General features: G+C 71.5%; 16 protein-coding genes and 2 pseudogenes. 16 read left to right on the top strand and 2 right to left on the bottom strand.

Translation table 11 applies throughout. The features are described 5' to 3' along the window. Positions 1-15: 15 nt before the first annotated feature. From ACFC06_RS08420 to ACFC06_RS08410, 3 genes are all read left to right on the top strand, one after another. Complete coding sequence (locus tag ACFC06_RS08420; protein WP_375929126.1) at positions 16-468, top strand: helix-turn-helix domain-containing protein; 453 nt, start codon at positions 16-18, stop codon at positions 466-468. Between the two features lie 195 nt (positions 469-663). Continuing rightward, on the top strand, positions 664-1,482 hold the full coding sequence (locus ACFC06_RS08415) for a PspA/IM30 family protein (RefSeq protein ID WP_375929125.1): 819 nt from the start codon (positions 664-666) through the stop codon (positions 1,480-1,482). 351 nt (positions 1,483-1,833) lie between these two features. Beyond that, positions 1,834-2,700, top strand: a complete 867-nt coding sequence (locus ACFC06_RS08410) for a hypothetical protein (RefSeq protein WP_375929124.1) — start codon at positions 1,834-1,836, stop codon at positions 2,698-2,700. Positions 2,701-2,749: 49 nt separating this feature from the next. Here the strand turns inward: ACFC06_RS08410 and ACFC06_RS08405 are convergent, their stop codons facing one another. Continuing rightward, a complete protein-coding gene (locus ACFC06_RS08405) occupies positions 2,750-4,243 on the bottom strand; it encodes a carboxylesterase/lipase family protein (protein ID WP_375929123.1) in 1,494 nt (497 codons plus the stop codon). A gap of 209 nt (positions 4,244-4,452) precedes the next feature. On the opposite strand from ACFC06_RS08405, the gene ACFC06_RS08400 reads away from it, so the two are divergent. The 5 genes from ACFC06_RS08400 to ACFC06_RS08380 are packed head-to-tail and all read left to right on the top strand — an operon-like array spanning position 4,453 to position 8,054. Further along, positions 4,453-4,629, top strand: a complete 177-nt coding sequence (locus tag ACFC06_RS08400) for a hypothetical protein (RefSeq protein WP_375929122.1) — start codon at positions 4,453-4,455, stop codon at positions 4,627-4,629. Between the two features lie 31 nt (positions 4,630-4,660). Next, positions 4,661-5,371 (top strand): PIG-L deacetylase family protein, encoded by a 711-nt coding sequence (locus ACFC06_RS08395; protein ID WP_375929121.1) that lies wholly within the window; start codon positions 4,661-4,663, stop codon positions 5,369-5,371. Positions 5,372-5,423: 52 nt separating this feature from the next. Further along, a complete protein-coding gene (locus tag ACFC06_RS08390; RefSeq protein ID WP_375929120.1) occupies positions 5,424-6,572 on the top strand; it encodes a glycosyltransferase in 1,149 nt (382 codons plus the stop codon). Between the two features lie 59 nt (positions 6,573-6,631). Continuing rightward, complete coding sequence (locus tag ACFC06_RS08385) at positions 6,632-6,823, top strand: DUF3046 domain-containing protein (RefSeq protein WP_278263979.1); 192 nt, start codon at positions 6,632-6,634, stop codon at positions 6,821-6,823. A 7-nt stretch (positions 6,824-6,830) separates the two neighbouring features. Then, a complete protein-coding gene (locus tag ACFC06_RS08380; RefSeq protein ID WP_375929119.1) occupies positions 6,831-8,054 on the top strand; it encodes a tetratricopeptide repeat protein in 1,224 nt (407 codons plus the stop codon). Here ACFC06_RS08380 and ACFC06_RS08375 read toward each other — a convergent pair. Then, positions 8,027-8,572, bottom strand: a complete 546-nt coding sequence (locus ACFC06_RS08375) for a CGNR zinc finger domain-containing protein (protein WP_375929118.1) — start codon at positions 8,570-8,572, stop codon at positions 8,027-8,029. The two genes, ACFC06_RS08380 and ACFC06_RS08375, sit on opposite strands and share 28 nt — an antisense overlap. A gap of 126 nt (positions 8,573-8,698) precedes the next feature. On the opposite strand from ACFC06_RS08375, the gene ACFC06_RS08370 reads away from it, so the two are divergent. The 8 genes and pseudogenes from ACFC06_RS08370 (at position 8,699) to ACFC06_RS08335 (ending at position 15,428) form a co-directional block, all read left to right on the top strand. After that, on the top strand, positions 8,699-9,148 hold the full coding sequence (locus ACFC06_RS08370; RefSeq protein ID WP_375929117.1) for a nuclear transport factor 2 family protein: 450 nt from the start codon (positions 8,699-8,701) through the stop codon (positions 9,146-9,148). A 185-nt stretch (positions 9,149-9,333) separates the two neighbouring features. Then, a complete protein-coding gene (gene recA / locus ACFC06_RS08365) occupies positions 9,334-10,371 on the top strand; it encodes a recombinase RecA (RefSeq protein ID WP_019048052.1) in 1,038 nt (345 codons plus the stop codon). Between the two features lie 457 nt (positions 10,372-10,828). Then, a pseudogene (locus ACFC06_RS08360) lies at positions 10,829-11,278 on the top strand (regulatory protein RecX); the annotation flags it as partial. Positions 11,279-11,458: 180 nt separating this feature from the next. Then, a pseudogene (locus ACFC06_RS08355) lies at positions 11,459-11,611 on the top strand (recombination regulator RecX); the annotation flags it as partial. 224 nt (positions 11,612-11,835) lie between these two features. Next, on the top strand, positions 11,836-12,486 hold the full coding sequence (locus tag ACFC06_RS08350; RefSeq protein WP_375935310.1) for an ABC transporter permease: 651 nt from the start codon (positions 11,836-11,838) through the stop codon (positions 12,484-12,486). After that, positions 12,479-13,639, top strand: coding sequence for an ABC transporter ATP-binding protein (locus tag ACFC06_RS08345; RefSeq protein WP_375929116.1), 1,161 nt, complete (start codon positions 12,479-12,481; stop codon positions 13,637-13,639). Before ACFC06_RS08350 ends, ACFC06_RS08345 begins: the two co-directional genes overlap by 8 nt. After that, the gene (locus ACFC06_RS08340; RefSeq protein WP_375929115.1) at positions 13,636-14,433 is read left to right on the top strand and encodes an ABC transporter permease; all 798 of its coding nucleotides are present in this window, start codon (positions 13,636-13,638) and stop codon (positions 14,431-14,433) included. Before ACFC06_RS08345 ends, ACFC06_RS08340 begins: the two co-directional genes overlap by 4 nt. After that, a complete protein-coding gene (locus ACFC06_RS08335) occupies positions 14,430-15,428 on the top strand; it encodes a glycine betaine ABC transporter substrate-binding protein (protein WP_375929114.1) in 999 nt (332 codons plus the stop codon). The genes ACFC06_RS08340 and ACFC06_RS08335 overlap by 4 nt, the downstream gene beginning before the upstream one ends. Positions 15,429-15,553 lie beyond the last annotated feature (125 nt).

Genomic DNA, 15,553 nt, shown 5'->3' with positions numbered 1-15,553 from the left:
GTGGAGGAGAACGAGATGACGCTGCTGCGGGAGGCAATCGGGGACAGTCTGCGGCGTGCGCGTCTCGCCCAGCATCGAACGCTGCGCGAGGTGTCGACCTCGGCGCGCGTGAGCCTCGGCTATCTGTCGGAAGTGGAGCGCGGCCGCAAGGAAGCCTCCAGTGAACTGCTCGCCGCCATCTGCGAGGCACTGGACGTGCCGCTGTCGCGGGTGCTGTGGGACGTGAGCACCATCATGGCCGGTGCCGACGGCTCGGCCCCGCGCGAGCCCGCGCTGACCGGCCCGGCCGCCGACCACGAGCAGGTCGCGGCCGAACCCGCGCCGCCCGCCGAACCGGCCGCCACCGAGGAGCCCGCCACCGCCAGCGCGGTCGCCGAGCAGGGCCCGCGCATCGGTATCGCCGAGGACACCCGCATCGTCATCCCGGCACCCCGTGCCGAGATGCTGGTACTGGTGAAGGGAATGTGACGCGGCGAACCCACGCCCGGGCGCGCGAGACGCTGCGCACCGCTGGAGAGAACGGATAGATTCTTCTCAGGCGTCGAGCGGGCCGGTCAGTCCGGCCCGGGTGCCGCATGGTGAAGGATGAACACGTATCTGGTGCGTGACGGTCGCGTACCACCAGTCGCACGAGCGACGCACAGATGGAGGCGGGATCAATCGATGGCTAATCCGTTCGTGAAGGCCTGGAAGTACATGATGGCCCTCTTCGATTCCAAGATCGAAGAGCATGCGGATCCGAAGGTCCAGATTCAGCAGGCTATCGAGGAGGCGCAGCGTCAGCACCAGGCGCTGTCGCAGCAGGCGGCGTCGGTGATCGGCAACCAGCGTCAGCTGGAGATGAAGCTGAACCGTCAGCTCGACGAGGTCGAGAAGCTCAACGCCAACGCCCGGCAGGCCGTCACGCTGGCCGACCAGGCGGCCGCCGCGGGCGACACCGAGAAGGCGATCCAGTACACCAACGCCGCCGAGGCGTTCGCCGCGCAGCTGGTCACCGCCGAGCAGTCGGTGGAAGACCTCAAGGTGCTCCACGACCAGTCGCTGCAGGCCGCCGCACAGGCCAAGAAGGCGGTCGAGCAGAACGCGATGATGCTGCAGCAGAAGGTCGCCGAACGCACCAAGCTGCTCAGCCAGCTCGAGCAGGCCAAGATGCAGGAACAGGTCTCGGCCTCGCTGCAGCGGATGGACTCCACCCTGTCCGCGCCGGGCTCCACCCCGAGCCTGGACGCGGTGCGCGACAAGATCGAACGCCGCTACGCCGACGCCCTCGGCGCCGCCGAACTGGCCCAGAACTCGGTGCAGGGCCGGATGATGGAAGTCCAGCAGGCCAGCATCCAGATGGCCGGGCACAGCAAGCTCGAGCAGATCCGCGCCTCGATGCGCGGGGACGCGCTGCCCACCGGCAACAACGCGGCAGCGATCGACCCGGCCCAGCAGAAGCCCGCGCAGGCCCCGCAGATCAACAAGGGCCAGGCGCAGTAACTCTGGAGCGCTGGCGCGCTCGAGGTCGCGGCCCCTGGAGGGCCGCCGGTCAGGCACCGTTGCTTGCTCCTTCGTCGCGTACGCAACGGCGCCTGACCGGCGGCCCGGCCGCGACCGGCCACTGCGTGGCCGCCGCTCCTCGGGGTCGCGGGTGCGGGGCTGGGAGTGCGGGTCATGGCGGGTTGATGGGTGCGGTGTGGTCGGTGACCGACTCGGGCGGTGTCTAGGGTGACGGGCCGTTCGGCGGTCCGGCTGTCGGCCTCGCGATCGGGGTTGGTTGTCGGAGGGTGGTCGTAGGGTTCTCGGGTAGCCGGGTGGTCCTGGTGTTCGACAGGGCGGAAGGAACGGGAGATGAGCGGGAAGACGCGGCGTCAGCGCGCCGAGATCGTCGAGCCGGCGGACGTCGTGCACACGGCGGCCGGTGGTGTGCCCGCCACCCTGCGCGGGGTCGGTGAGCAGGCGCTCGTCGCCGTGCGGCGCTGGGCCGATCCGCGGGAGCGGGAGTTGCGGCGCAGGCGGCGTGCGCGCAGGCGCAGTTTCCAGCTCGGGACCGCGTCGGGGATCACCACGGTCGGGGCGGTGGGGCTGGCCGTGGTGTCGGCACCCGCCTGGGCGGTGGTGGTGATCGGGGGCGGTGCGGTCGCGTTCGTCACCGGGACCGCCCTCAGCGCCCGGCGCTACCTTCAGTTGCGCGACAAGCCGCTGCCGCAGGCGGCCTTCGTGGCACGCAAGTCACCGGGCGTCCGCTCGGCCGCGCGTGCGCCCATCCAGCGGCTCCTGCGGGCCGAACGGGCCCTGCACGGGCTCGGGTCCCAGATCGGCCGCACCCGCCGCCTCCCCGCGGACGAACTGCGCGACCTGCTCGACACGGCCGGCTCCGGCGCCGCCGCCCTGCACGCGCTCGCCGCCGATGTGGTCGCGATGGAACAGGCCGCCGACACCGTCGGGCGCGCCAATCCGGAAACCGTCGCGGCCCTGAAAACCACCGTCGCCGACGTGGTCACCCGGCTGTCGACCGGCGTCGTGGAATACGAACAGCTCGTCGCCGCCGCGGCCCGCATCCTCGCCGTCCCCGAGGACACCGTCGTCGCCTACCAGTTCAACGGCATCGTCGCCGACCTGCGCGAAGCCGCCGACCGCCTCGACGGCTGGGCCCAGGCCCTCACCGAGATGGCCGACCGCGGTCCCGCCACCATTCACCGGGAATCCTCCCGCTAGTCCTGTCACACGGACCGGTCCCCGCGCGGGGACCGGTCCGTGCTGCTGTTCAGGGGCGGGGGATGGCCTGGCGGAGGGCGGCGAGTTCCTCGGCGCGCAGGTCGGTGACGGTGGAGGACCCGGGGGAGTCGAAGAGCCGGACGTGGGTGGCTTCGGGAGTGTAGGCGGGCCAGCCGACCGTGCCGTCGGTGGCGAAACGGACCCAGGCGCTGTGGATCTCGGTGGCCAGGTCCTGCGGCGGATTCGGGCCGGTGAGGGTGTGCGCGGCGGACAGGGCGTCGAAGACGAACGGGATCTCCAGCACGTGACAGGCACCGAGCCCGGAGATCCCGGTGGGCCAGGCGAATTCGTACACGTGGGTCGGCGCGCCCGCGGCATTGGCGTCGGCGAAGTCCAGGGTGCCCGAACGGAAACACCAGTCGGTGAGGATCGCGTTGAAGATCTCCGGCGGGGACGCGTCGGGCCGCTGGGCCGAATACGCCTCGGCCACACCGGGATCGATGCCGTAGCGGGTGAGCACGAACGGCAGGGTGTCGGTGGTGATCCCGGCGGCCAGGCCGGTCGGCACGGTGAAGAACCGGAACTCGTCGGCGGTGGTGCCGGTGATCAGCGGCACCGCGCGCTCGGGATGCGCGGCCAGCACCTCGGTGGCGGGGCCGGGCACGATGTCGTCGTCGCGCACCGGGAACAGGCTCATGATGCCCAGACCCTGCTCGATCACGGTGCTGCCCCAGCGCTGCGGATCGGGGTCCATCATCACCGCCAGCGCCACCGCGTTCTGGGCGGTGCGCAGCTCGTCCGGGCCGAGCGCGCCGAAATCGGCGGCGGTCGGCGCGATTCCGAGCTCCTCGGCCAGCGCGGCCGACACCCGGCGCGCGTCCTCGGGATCGGCCGCGACCGCCCCGTTGGCGCTCTGCACGATCGCGCGGCGGAACAGCCCCGCCGACTGCGGCGCCGCGATCAGCGCGGCCACGCTCATCCCACCCGCGGACTCACCGAAGATCGTCACATTGTCCGGATCGCCACCGAACGCGGCGATGTTGTCGCGCACCCACCGCAGCGCGCAGAGCTGATCGTGCAGACCGCGATTGGGCGGCGCGCCGTCGAGCACGGCGAACCCGGACACCCCGAGCCGGTAGTTGATCGACACCAGCACCACACCGTCGCGCGCGAACGCGGTGCCGTCGTAGATGGCGCGCGCGTTGGACCCGCGCACGAACGCCCCGCCGTGGATCCACACCATGACCGGCAGCCCGCGCGCCGCCGGGTCCGGCGTCCACACGTTGGCGTTCAGGTACTCCTCACCGGGGATGCCGTCGCTGCCGAGCAGTGCGTGGATCGGCGCCGGATACGGCGACTGCGCGCAGGTGGCACCCATCTCGGTCGCCTCGCGAACCCCCTCCCAGGCGGGCGCGGGCTCGGGCAGCCGGAACCGCCGCGGTCCCACCGGCGCCGCCGCGTACGGCACCCCGAGAAACCGGGTGACGCCGTGTTCGGTGCGGCCGCGGATGGCACCACCGGCGACTGTGACGATGGGTTCCATGGACTCCTCCTAGCGCGTGAGCCCCGATTATGGACGCAGGCCCCGGCCCGGGTGCCCGCTTTGGCCGGTCCGGTTCCCCCGGTCTCGGGGTGAACCCTGATCTACACCCGGATATCGGCGCTGACCTGGTGATTTATCGGCACAGGAATGGAAGCATCGAAGTCACGGATCGCCGGACGGCGGTCGCGGAACCGGCAAGGAGTCCCATCATGGTCTGGAAAGTCATCGGCATCGTCGTGGTCGCGGTGATCGCGATCTGGATCGTCGGCGCGCTGATCAAGGCTCTGCTGCCGATCCTGGTGATCGCCGCGATCGGTACCGGCGTCTACCTGCTGTACAAGGCGGTGACGGGCGCCAACGAGCAGAGCCCGCTCAGCAAGCAGTGATCGGTCGGGGCCTGCGCCTAGCATGGGCGAGGTGGAGCAGCTACCCGAGGACTGGCAGCGCGGCCTGGTGATCGTCGCGCACCCCGACGACATCGAATACGGCGCGGCCGCCGCCGTCGCCCGCTGGACCCGGCAGGGCAAGGACATCCGCTACCTGCTGGTCACCCGGGGGGAGGCCGGGATCGCGGGTATGCCGCCCGCCCAGGCGGGCCCGCTGCGCGAGATCGAGGAGATCGCCGGAGCCCGCGAGGTGGGCGTGCACACCGTCGAATTCCTCGACCATCCCGACGGCCGCGTCGAGGAGGGCCTGGCCCTGCGCCGCGATCTGGCCGCCGCGCTGCGCAGGCATCGCCCGGAGATGGTGGTGCTGTTCAACTTCGGCGACACCTGGGCACCGGGTTTCGTCAACAGCGCCGATCACCGCGCCGTCGGCCGCTCGGCCATGGACGCCGTCTCCGACGCGGGCAATGAATGGATCTTCCCCGAGCTGGCCGAGCTCGAGCCGTGGTCGGCGCGCTGGGCCGCGGTGGTGGGCCCGGTGGCGACGCACGCGGTCGATGTCGGCGCCTTCCTGGAGCAGGCGCGGGCCTCGCTGTCGGCGCACCGCCGCTATCTGCAGGTGCTCAGCCCGGTGCCGGTCGAGGAACAGGTGCGCGCCATCGTCGACCGGGCGACCGGCCCCAAGGACGGCTTCCCCGCCGAGCACGCGGTCGCGTTCGAGCTGTTCACCTTCGCCGGCTGAGCATCCACCACCTCGACGGCCTGCCCCGATCGTGTGTGGCAGGCTGTGGCGCATGCGAATTGCCGTGGTGGCCGGGCCCGATCCGGGGCATGCGTTTCCCGCGATCGCGTTGTGTCTGCGATTGCTGGCGGCAGGCGACGAGCCGGTGCTGTTCACCGGACCGCGCTGGCTCGAGCCCGCCCGCGCGGCGGGTATCGGTGTGCGCAGGCTCAAGGGCCTGGCGCCGCGCGCGGTCGACGACGACGCCGACGCGGGCGCGCGCATCCACGAACGCGCCGCCCACATCGCGACCGAGAACCTGCCCGAGCTGGGCGCGATGCTGCCCGACCTCATCGTCTCCGACGTGCTCACCGCCGGCGGTGGGATGGCCGCCGAGCGGCTGCGGCTGCCCTGGGTGGAACTGTCCCCGCACCCGCTGTACCTGCCCTCCAAGGCCCTGCCGCCGATCGGCAGCGGATTGGCGCCGGGGGAGGGCGTGCGCGGCCGGATGCGCGACGGCGTCCTGCGTACGATGACCGCGCGTGCCGTGCGCACCGGGCACCGGCAGCGCGGGGCGGCCAGGGAGAGCATCGGCCTGCCCGCCGAGGAGCCGGGCCCCACCGCCCGGCTGGTCGCCACCCTGCCCGCCCTGGAGGTGGACCGGCCGGACTGGCCCGCCGACACCCATGTCGTCGGCCCGCTGCTGTGGGAGCCGACCGAGGCCGTGCTCCCGCTGCCGCCGGGACAGGCCCCGCTGGTGATGGTGGCGCCCTCCACCGCGCACACCGGCGTGGCCGCGATGGCCGAGACCGTCCTCGACGGCCTGACCGGACTCGATGTGCGGGTGGCGATCTCGACCCTGGACACTCCGCCCGCCGACCTGCCCGCCTGGGCGACCGCGGGCCTGGGCCGTCAGGACGAACTGCTCACCCACGCCGCGGTGGTCGTCGGTGGCGGCGGCCACGGGCTGCTCGCCAAGTCGCTGGCGGCGGGGGTGCCGGTGGTCACCGTGCCCGGTGGGGGTGACCAGTGGGAACTCGCCAATCGCGCGGTCCGCCAGGGCAGTTCGCTGCTGGTGCGCCCGCTGACGCCCGAGGCCGTCGGCGCCGCGGTCCGGCAGGTGCTCGACGACCCGGCCTTCACCGCCGCGGCGCGCCGGGCCGCCGAGAGCGCGACGGAGGTCGAGGACCCGGTCGAGATCTGTCACCGGGCCGCCGGGTGAGGGCCCGCGCGATGCGGCGGCGCTGACGGCGGTCACCGAGCGCGAGTATCTTGGGCAGCGTGCGGTTGACCGAATTCCAGGAACTGATGCACACGCAGTTCGGCACGGCGCGCGCCGACGCCCTGCTCGCCGACCACGTCATCCCGACGTTCGGCAGAACCGGCGCGGCCGCGATCGAGGCGGGCACCGATCCGCGGGACGTGTGGCGGGCGCTGTGCGCCGAATTCGACGTCCCCCGGTCGCGCTGGTGATCCGGCCATGGCCCTGACCGCGCAGAACCCGTCCCGCCCGTACCGGTTCGATGAGCGGTTGCGGATGATCCCGGCCGACCCCGAGGTGCTGGCGGCCCGCGTCGCGGTCGCCGACCCGCACGACTTCGCGGGCCTGCGCAGGCTGGGTATCGCCCTGATGCTGCTCGGCCGCTACGACCAGGCCCTCGACCGGCTCGACCAGGCCCTCGAGCTGGCCGACACCGAGCAGCGGCGGATCACCGTCTGGATCAATCTCGCCGATGTCTACCGCTACCAGGGCGAACCCGCCCGCGCCGAGATCCTCTACCGGCGTGCCCTCGAGCTCAGCCGGGCCCTGGACGACCCCGACCTGGTCTCCTTCGCCGCCCACCACCTGGGCAAGTCGCTCGCCGAACAGCATCGTCCACAAGAGGCCGCGCAGTTGCTCAACGAGGCGATGAAACGGCGGGTGGCCGAGGGCGATTCCGAACTCATCGAATCCACCAGGGCCGCCCTGGACCACCTCGCCGAACTGGCGCTGCCGCTGCCCCCGGCCGTCGCCGAACTCCTCGGCCCGCTCCCGGCCTGGTCCGGCGAGCACGAGGGGCGCGGCGGCAATCTGCTGCGCGCGGGCGGGTACTGGATCAAGCGGGGCCCGCGCGCGGTGGCCGAGTACGAGCGGCTGATCTGGTTGCGCGACAACGGGATCGCGGTCCCCGAAGTGGCGGCCTTCGCCGAGGACGTGCTGGTCCTGGCCGACGCGGGCGCGGAATCGCTCGCCCGAGCCACGGAAGCGCACGAGGTCGGCACGCTGATGGGGACCGTGCTGCGCGCGCTGCACGCGCTGCCGGTCGCGCGCTGCCCCTTCGCGGGCGAACTCGACGTGACCCTCGCCCAGGCGCACCGCGCGGTCGTCGAAGGCTTCGTCGACCCCACCGATTTCGACGACGACCACCGCGGCCTCACCCCCGCCGAGGTCCTCGACCGGCTGCGCGCGCAACGACCGGCCGAGGATGACCTGGTCGTCACGCACGGCGACTTCACTCCCGGCAACGTCCTCGCCGGTGGCCTGCTGCTCGATGCCGGCGCCCTGGGCCGCGCCGACCGCTACCGCGACCTGGCCCTGGCCGACCGCGACCTGTCCGGCGACTTCGGTCCCGAAGCGGTCACCGCCTTCTTCACCGCCTACGGCCTGCCCGATCCGGACCGCGGCAAGCTCGACTACTACCGGCTGCTCGACGAACTGTTCTGAACGGGCCGGTCCTTGGCGTAGTGCCGGGCGGCCTTGGCGCGATTGCCGCAGGTCGCCATGGAGTGCCAGCGGCGGGTGCCGTTCTTGGACGTGTCGTAGAAGAACAGCACGCAGTCGGGGTGCGCGCACTGGCGGATCCGCTGGGGTGCCGCGGCGAGCAGTCGCAGCAGATCGTCGGCGGCGAGCCACCCGGGCAACCACGCCGGGTCGTCCACCTCCGGGATCTCGCGGGGGCCCGCCTCGGTCAGTTCCCGCCGGACCCGCCCGTGGGCCAGGACCCGGTTGAGCGGGGCGTACTCGGCGCGCGTGACGGCGTCGTGCAGGGCGGAGCGGGTGGCGCGCAGCGCGGCGAGGGTCCGCGGGTCGGCGGGGACACGGTCGGCCAGGTCCAGCAGCGTCAGCCAGGTGCGCACCCCGTCGAGATCGGTCAGCAGATCACCGGGTTCCGTGCCCTGCCATCGGGTATTGAGCAGGTCCAGGGCAGGTGGTTCGCCGGAGTGCGGACGGGGATCACGCATGCCCGAGGTTATCAACTCCGCTCTCCTGGCCGTCCGAATGTCTTCGAAGGGTTGACGATGGCAGCGCCGTCGTTCTACGGTCTAACCGTTCAATCGAATATTAATGGTTACATGAAAGGCGCCGGCATGCGGCCACCCCTGCCTCCCTTCGACCTCGACACCGCCCGCGCCAAGGTGCGCGCCGCCGAGGCGGCCTGGAACACCCGCGATCCCGAGCGCGTCGCCGCGGCCTACACCGAGGACTCGGTGTGGCGCAATCGCGACGAGTTCTTCACCGGCCACGCCGCGATCGTGGAGTTCCTCACCCGCAAATGGGCCACCGAGAACGGCTACGCCCTGCGCAAGGATCTGTGGGCCTTCCACGACAACCGCATCGCCGTGCGCTTCCAGTACGAGTGGCACGACGCGACGGGGCAGTGGTGGCGCAGCTACGGCAACGAACAGTGGGAGTTCGCGGCGGACGGGCGGATGGCGCGCCGGGAGGCCAGTATCGACGACGTGCCCATCGCGGAGTCCGAGCGCCGGATCCTCGGGCCCCGCGCCGAGGGGGACGAGACGGTGTTGCCGCAGCGCTGACCCGCGGTGATGACGCCCGGTTTCGCTGCGGGATCGCTGGTGGCGAGGGCTGGTCCGCGTGTTGCCGGGCGCGTCGCTTGACTCGAATGGGTGTTCGACTAATCTGGGCGCCAGAACTTGTCGGTGCCGGCCTCTACTGTGGGCGCCAACCAGAGAGACACTCACCTCGAGAAGGGGATCACACCATGGCACCGCAGGCCTACGATCGCGACAAAGCGCTGGAACTGGCACTCGCGCAGGTCGAGAAGAGCTTCGGCAAGGGCGCCGTCATGCGGCTGGGCGAGGAGGCCCGCCAGCCCATCTCCGTCATCCCGACCGGCTCCATCGCCCTCGACGTCGCCCTCGGCATCGGCGGGTTGCCGCGCGGTCGCGTCGTCGAGATCTACGGCCCGGAATCCTCGGGTAAGACCACCGTCGCCCTGCACGCGGTGGCCAACGCCCAGGCCGCGGGTGGCGTGGCCGCGTTCATCGACGCCGAGCACGCGCTCGATCCCGACTACGCCCGCAAGCTCGGCGTCGACACCGACGCGCTGCTGGTCTCCCAGCCCGACACCGGTGAGCAGGCGCTCGAGATCGCCGACATGCTGGTGCGCTCCGGCGCCATCGACATCATCGTCATCGACTCCGTCGCCGCCCTGGTGCCGCGCGCCGAGATCGAGGGCGAGATGGGCGACAGCCACGTCGGCCTGCAGGCCCGCCTCATGAGCCAGGCGCTGCGCAAGATGACCGGTGCGCTCAACAGCTCGGGCACCACCGCCATCTTCATCAACCAGCTGCGCGAGAAGATCGGCGTGATGTTCGGCTCGCCGGAGACCACCACCGGTGGTAAGGCGCTGAAGTTCTACGCCTCGGTCCGCCTGGACGTGCGCCGCATCGAGACCCTCAAGGACGGCAGCGACGCGGTGGGCAACCGCACCCGCGTGAAGGTCGTCAAGAACAAGGTGAGCCCGCCGTTCAAGCAGGCCGAGTTCGACATCCTCTACGGCCAGGGCATCTCCAAGGAGGGCTCGCTCATCGACATGGGTGTCGAGCACGGCTTCATCCGCAAGTCCGGCTCCTGGTACACCTACGAGGGCGACCAGCTGGGCCAGGGCAAAGAGAACGCCCGCAAGTTCCTGCTGGAGAACACCGACGTGCGCGACGAGATCGAGAAGAAGATCAAGGAGAAGCTGGGCATCGGCGCCGACCTGACCGCCGAGGCCGACGCCCCCGCCGACTTCTGATCGCGTGAGCGCGCCGCACCCCGGTCGCCGTGCCCGCCGCGACTCGGCCGATCCGGTCGAGGACATGCGCAGGCAGCTGGCTCGCCTCGGTATCGAGGTCGAGCCGGAGTCCCTGACACGGGCGGGCGAATCCGGGGACGGCGCCACCGAACTCGCCCGATCGGCTCGTGCCAAACGAGCCGATCCGGGTGCGAGGAGAATTCGGTCGGGTGCGGGCGATCCGCAGCGCGCGCACCCGACCGGATTCGCCGATGGTCACCAATCACGGTATTCCGCTGCGCGGACCGGTGTTGATCATGAAGAGTGGGGGAGCGGGGGAGCAGACTCCCTGCCGACCGTCGTCGGTGGTGACGACGGACGGCAGGCGGATCCGGTGGCGGCCGGATCCGAGCCGGGAGAGCCCGACAGGCGGGCCGGCGTACGCCGGCTCGCCCCGGGCGACCGTCCCGGCGCCACCGTGGACCAGGCCAAAGACGCCTGTTTGAACCTGCTGGCCGTGCGGGCCCGCAGCCGCGCCGAACTGGAGAAGCGGCTCGGTGAGAAGGGTTTCCGGCTCGAGGTGAGCGCCGCCGCGCTCGACCGCCTCGCCGAGGTGGGCCTCATCGACGACACCGCCTTCGCCGAGCAGTGGGTGCACGAACGGCACACCTACTCCGGCCGGGGCAAGAAGGCGTTGCAGCGCGAACTCCGGGACAAGGGTGTCGCACCCGGCGCCGCCGAGAACGCGCTCGCCGCCGTCACCGACGAGGCCGAACGTGACCGCGCCACCGACCTGGTCAGGCGCAAACTCGCCACGCTGTCCCGGGATCTGGATCGCGACAAGGCCGTTCGCCGGCTCGTCGGCATGCTCGCCCGCCGCGGCTACGACCAGTCCACCGCCTTCGCCGTCGTCACGGCCGAACTCGCCGACGCGGGCTTCGAACACGCGCCACCCGCACGACATCGCGGTCCGGCGGCCACCGGCGAGCAGGTACCCGACGGGCTCGGGCGCGCCACGGACTCCACCGACGGCGACGGCGAGGTCGGGGTCGAACCGGCCCGACGATCTCCACGCAGACCAGTCCCCGGTGACGAACAGGACGCCGCGGAACTGGTGCGCCGCAAGATCCGTTCCCTACCCGCCGACCTCGACCGCGCCAAGGCCACCCGCCGCCTGGTCGACATGCTGGCCCGCCGCGGCTACAGCCCGTCGGTCGCCTTCTCGGTGGTGAAAGCCGAACTGGCCGAGGCCGATCGGTGACGACTCGGTAAGCAGGGCCGGTCGGGCGGGTGTGTGCGAACTGCCGCGCCGAGGGGCGGTGCGGCGTAGGATGATTCGTCGCCGATGAAACATGGCTCAGCGCAGGCATTTTCGGAGTGCTGAGCGTCGGCGAGGTGTGGGGACGGAGTGTTTCACCCGGGGTGCGGGTGGGCATTCGGGGGAGCAGGGCCCGGTGTGGCCGTCGAGCGACGGGGAGGTGGACTCTGGACGCGTTGTGGTCGTTCGTGGTGAGCCGGCGGGAACAGTTGCTGCTCGACTCCTATCTGCACGTGTCGGCGGTGGTGCAGTCCCTGGTGGTCGCGACCCTGATCGCGGTGCTGCTCGGAATCCTGGTGTACCGGAGCCCGTTCGGGTCGGCGGCCGCGACCGCCACGGCGGGCGCGATTCTCACCGTGCCCTCGTTCGCGCTGCTCGGGCTGCTCATCCCGTTCCTCGGGCTCGGTGTCGGGCCCACCATCGTGGCGCTGGTGCTGTACGCGCTGCTGCCGATCCTGCGCAATACCGTGCTCGGCCTGTCGAGCGTGGATCCGGCCGTGCTCGACGCCGCCCGCGGGGTCGGGATGGGCCGGTTGCGGCTGCTGACCACGATCGAGCTGCCGCTGGCGTGGCCGTCGATCCTCACCGGGATACGGGTCAGCACCCAGATGATCATGGGCATCCTGGCCCTGGCCGCCTACGCGAAGGGCCCCGGCCTGGGCAATCTGATCATCTCGGGGCTCGGCCGTCTCGGCAGCCCCAACGCGGTGCCGCAGGCGCTCACCGGCACCGTCCTCGTCGTCGTGCTCGCACTGGCGCTCGACGGCGTCCTGGTCCTGCTCGGACGGCTCACCATATCGAGGGGAATTCGTGACTGACACCGACACCCGCACCGGGGACGCGGTCTCCGGCGTCGAGATCGTGCTCGACCGGGTCACCAAACGCTATCCCGACCAGGCCGCGCCCGCGGTCGACGAAGTCAGCATGACGATTCCGGCCGGGCAGATCGTGGTGCTGGTCGGCCCCTCGGGCTGTGGCAAGACCACCACCATGCGGATGATCAACCGGCTGATCGAACCCAGTTCGGGCACCGTCACCATCGGTGGCCGCGACGCCGCCACCATCGACGCCGACGAATTGCGCCGCGGTATCGGGTATTCCATCCAGCAGGCGGGGCTGTTCCCGCATCTCACCGTCGCCAGGAACATCGCCACCGTGCCCGGCCTGCTCGGCTGGGACCGCAAACGCATCGCCGCGCGCACCGACGAGATGCTCAGCCTGGTCGGCCTCGATCCTGGCACCTACCGCGACCGCTATCCCCGCCAGCTCTCCGGCGGCCAGCAGCAGCGCGTCGGCGTCGCCAGGGCTCTGGCCGCCGACCCGCCGGTGCTGCTGATGGACGAACCCTTCGGCGCCGTCGACCCGATCACCCGCGCCCTGCTCCAGGACGAACTGCTGCGCCTGCAGGGCGAACTCGGCAAGACCATCGTCTTCGTCACCCACGATTTCGGCGAAGCCGTGAAACTGGGTGACCGGATCGCGGTGCTCGGCGACCGCTCGCGCATCCTGCAGTACGACACCCCCGCCGCGATCCTGGCCGCCCCCGCCGACGACACCGTCGCCGGTTTCGTCGGCGCGACCCCGGCCATCGACCGCCTCGGCCTGGCCGTGCTCGGCGATCTCGACCTCGACCGCGGCGTCACCGCCACCCCCGGCACCACCCCTGCCGAGCTGGCCACGGCCCTCGGCGCGGCCGACCGTCCCTGGGCCGTCGTCCTCGACGACCGGCACCGGCCCACCCGCAGGGTCACGGCGGGCGAACTCGCCCACGCGGATTCGCTCACCGGCCTCGGCACCCCGATCGGCGTCACCCTGCCCGCCGACGCCACCCTCCAGGACGCGCTGGCGGTGCTGCTCACCGACCGCACGGCCTCCGCGGTCGTCCTCGACACCGCGGGCGCCTACGCGGGCATCGTCACCGTCGACACCCTGATCGCGCACCTGGCGCCGACCGAAACGGCACCGGCATGACGGCGGCGGCACCGCGCGCGATCACCGATGCCCCGGCCGTCGCCACCGCCCCCGCGGCGCAGCGACGGGCCGAGCTGCTGCGCCTGCTCGTGCAGCCGGTGCTGGTGCTGATACTCACCGTCGGGGTGCTGGTGTGGGCGTTCCGGCGCGATCTCACCGTCACCCAGCAGGCCAGCATCAGTGTGCGCAACATCGCCGAGGTCACCTGGCAGCACGTGCTGATCACGGCGGCGGTGGTGCTCATCGTGGTGGCCGTGGCGGTGCCGCTGGGAACGCTGCTCTCGCGCAGCCGGTTCCGTGGGCTCGCGCCGATCTTCGTCGGCATCGCCAATATCGGCGCCTCCGCGCCCGCCATCGGGTTGATCGTGCTGTGCTACCTGGTCACCCGGACCACGGGATTCTGGGTGGGGGTGGCGCCCATCGCGTTCTGCTCGGTGCTGCCGGTGCTGCGCAACACCATCCTGGGCTACCAGCAGGTCGACCCGGCCCTGATCGACGCGGGTCGCGGGCAGGGCATGTCGGGCGCGCAGGTGTTGCGCCGCATCGAGTTCCCGCTGGCCGTGCCCTACATCCTGGCCGGTCTGCGCACCGCGCTGGTGCTCGCGGTCGGCACGGCGACGCTGTCGTTCATGGTGAGCGCGGGCGGGCTGGGCATCCTCATCGACACCGGCTACAAGCTGCGCGACACGGTCACCCTGACGCTGGGCGCGGTGCTGGCCGTGGCGCTCGCGCTGCTGGTGGACTGGCTCGGCGCGCTGGCCGAACAGTATCTGGGACCGAGGGGGTTGCGGTGAACCGATCACTGCGCGGGCTCGCGGTGGCGCTCGGCCTGCTGCTGCTGGCGAGCTGCGGGCTGCAATCGGGCAGTTCGGTGCCGCTGCCGGTCGGGCCGGGCAGTATCGAGCCGGTGCCCGCCCTCGACGGTGTCGCGATCACAGTGGGCTCCAAGGACTTCACCGAGGCCAATATCCTCGGCTACCTCATCGAATTCGCGCTCACCGCCGCGGGCGCGAACGTGCGCGATCTGACCAATATCCAGGGCTCCAACAGCCTGCGCGACGCCCAGTTGCACGGGCAGATCGACATCGCCTACGACTACACCGGCACCGGCTGGATCAACTACCTGGGCAAGGAGAAGCCGATCGTGGCCGACCCGGCGAATCCCGCCTCGGTCGAGGTCCAGCAGTTCGAGGCCACCCGCGACGCCGACCTGGCCGAACACGACATGGTGTGGGCCGCGATGGCCCCGATGAACAACACCTACGCCCTGGTCACCAGCAGGCGGGTCGCCGAGGAGACCGGGGTGCGCACGCTGTCGGACTACGCGCGCCTGCTCGCCCGCGACCCGGCCGCGGCCACCACCTGCGTCGGCACCGAGTTCAATGTGCGCCCCGACGGCTATCCCGGCCTGGCGGCCGCCTACGGCATCGACCCGGCCGCGGCCCGCAGGCAGATCGTCCAGGACGCCCTGGTCTACCAGGCCACCGCCGACGCCGCCCAGTGCCGCTTCGGCTCGGTGGCCGCCACCGACGGCCGCATCCCCGCCCTGGATCTGGTGCTGCTCGACGACGATCGCGGCTTCTTCCCGAAGTACAACGCCGCGCTGGTCATGCGCCGCGATTTCGCGCAGGCCCATCCCGAGGTCGTCGAGATCATGGCGCCGATCTCGGCGCGGCTCACCAACGAGGTGATCACCGAGCTCAACCGGCGCGTCGACATCGACGGCGCCGAACCCGAGGACATCGCCCGCGACTGGCTCGTCGCCGAGGGACTGGTCACCGCAGGCTGACCTGCGCGCCCGCGCCGGGTTGCCGAACTGTTACCCCCAACCCGCCCGAGATGTCCGATACGCGGGGCTCGTCGTCCCCACGGCACCCGGTATCCGGGCCATGATGGACGGCGGTGGTGACACAC

Source organism: Nocardia sp. NPDC056064, assembly GCF_042266925.1.
Classification (GTDB): Bacteria; Actinomycetota; Actinomycetes; order Mycobacteriales; family Mycobacteriaceae; genus Nocardia.
This window is presented reverse-complemented; position numbering and strand designations above follow the sequence as displayed.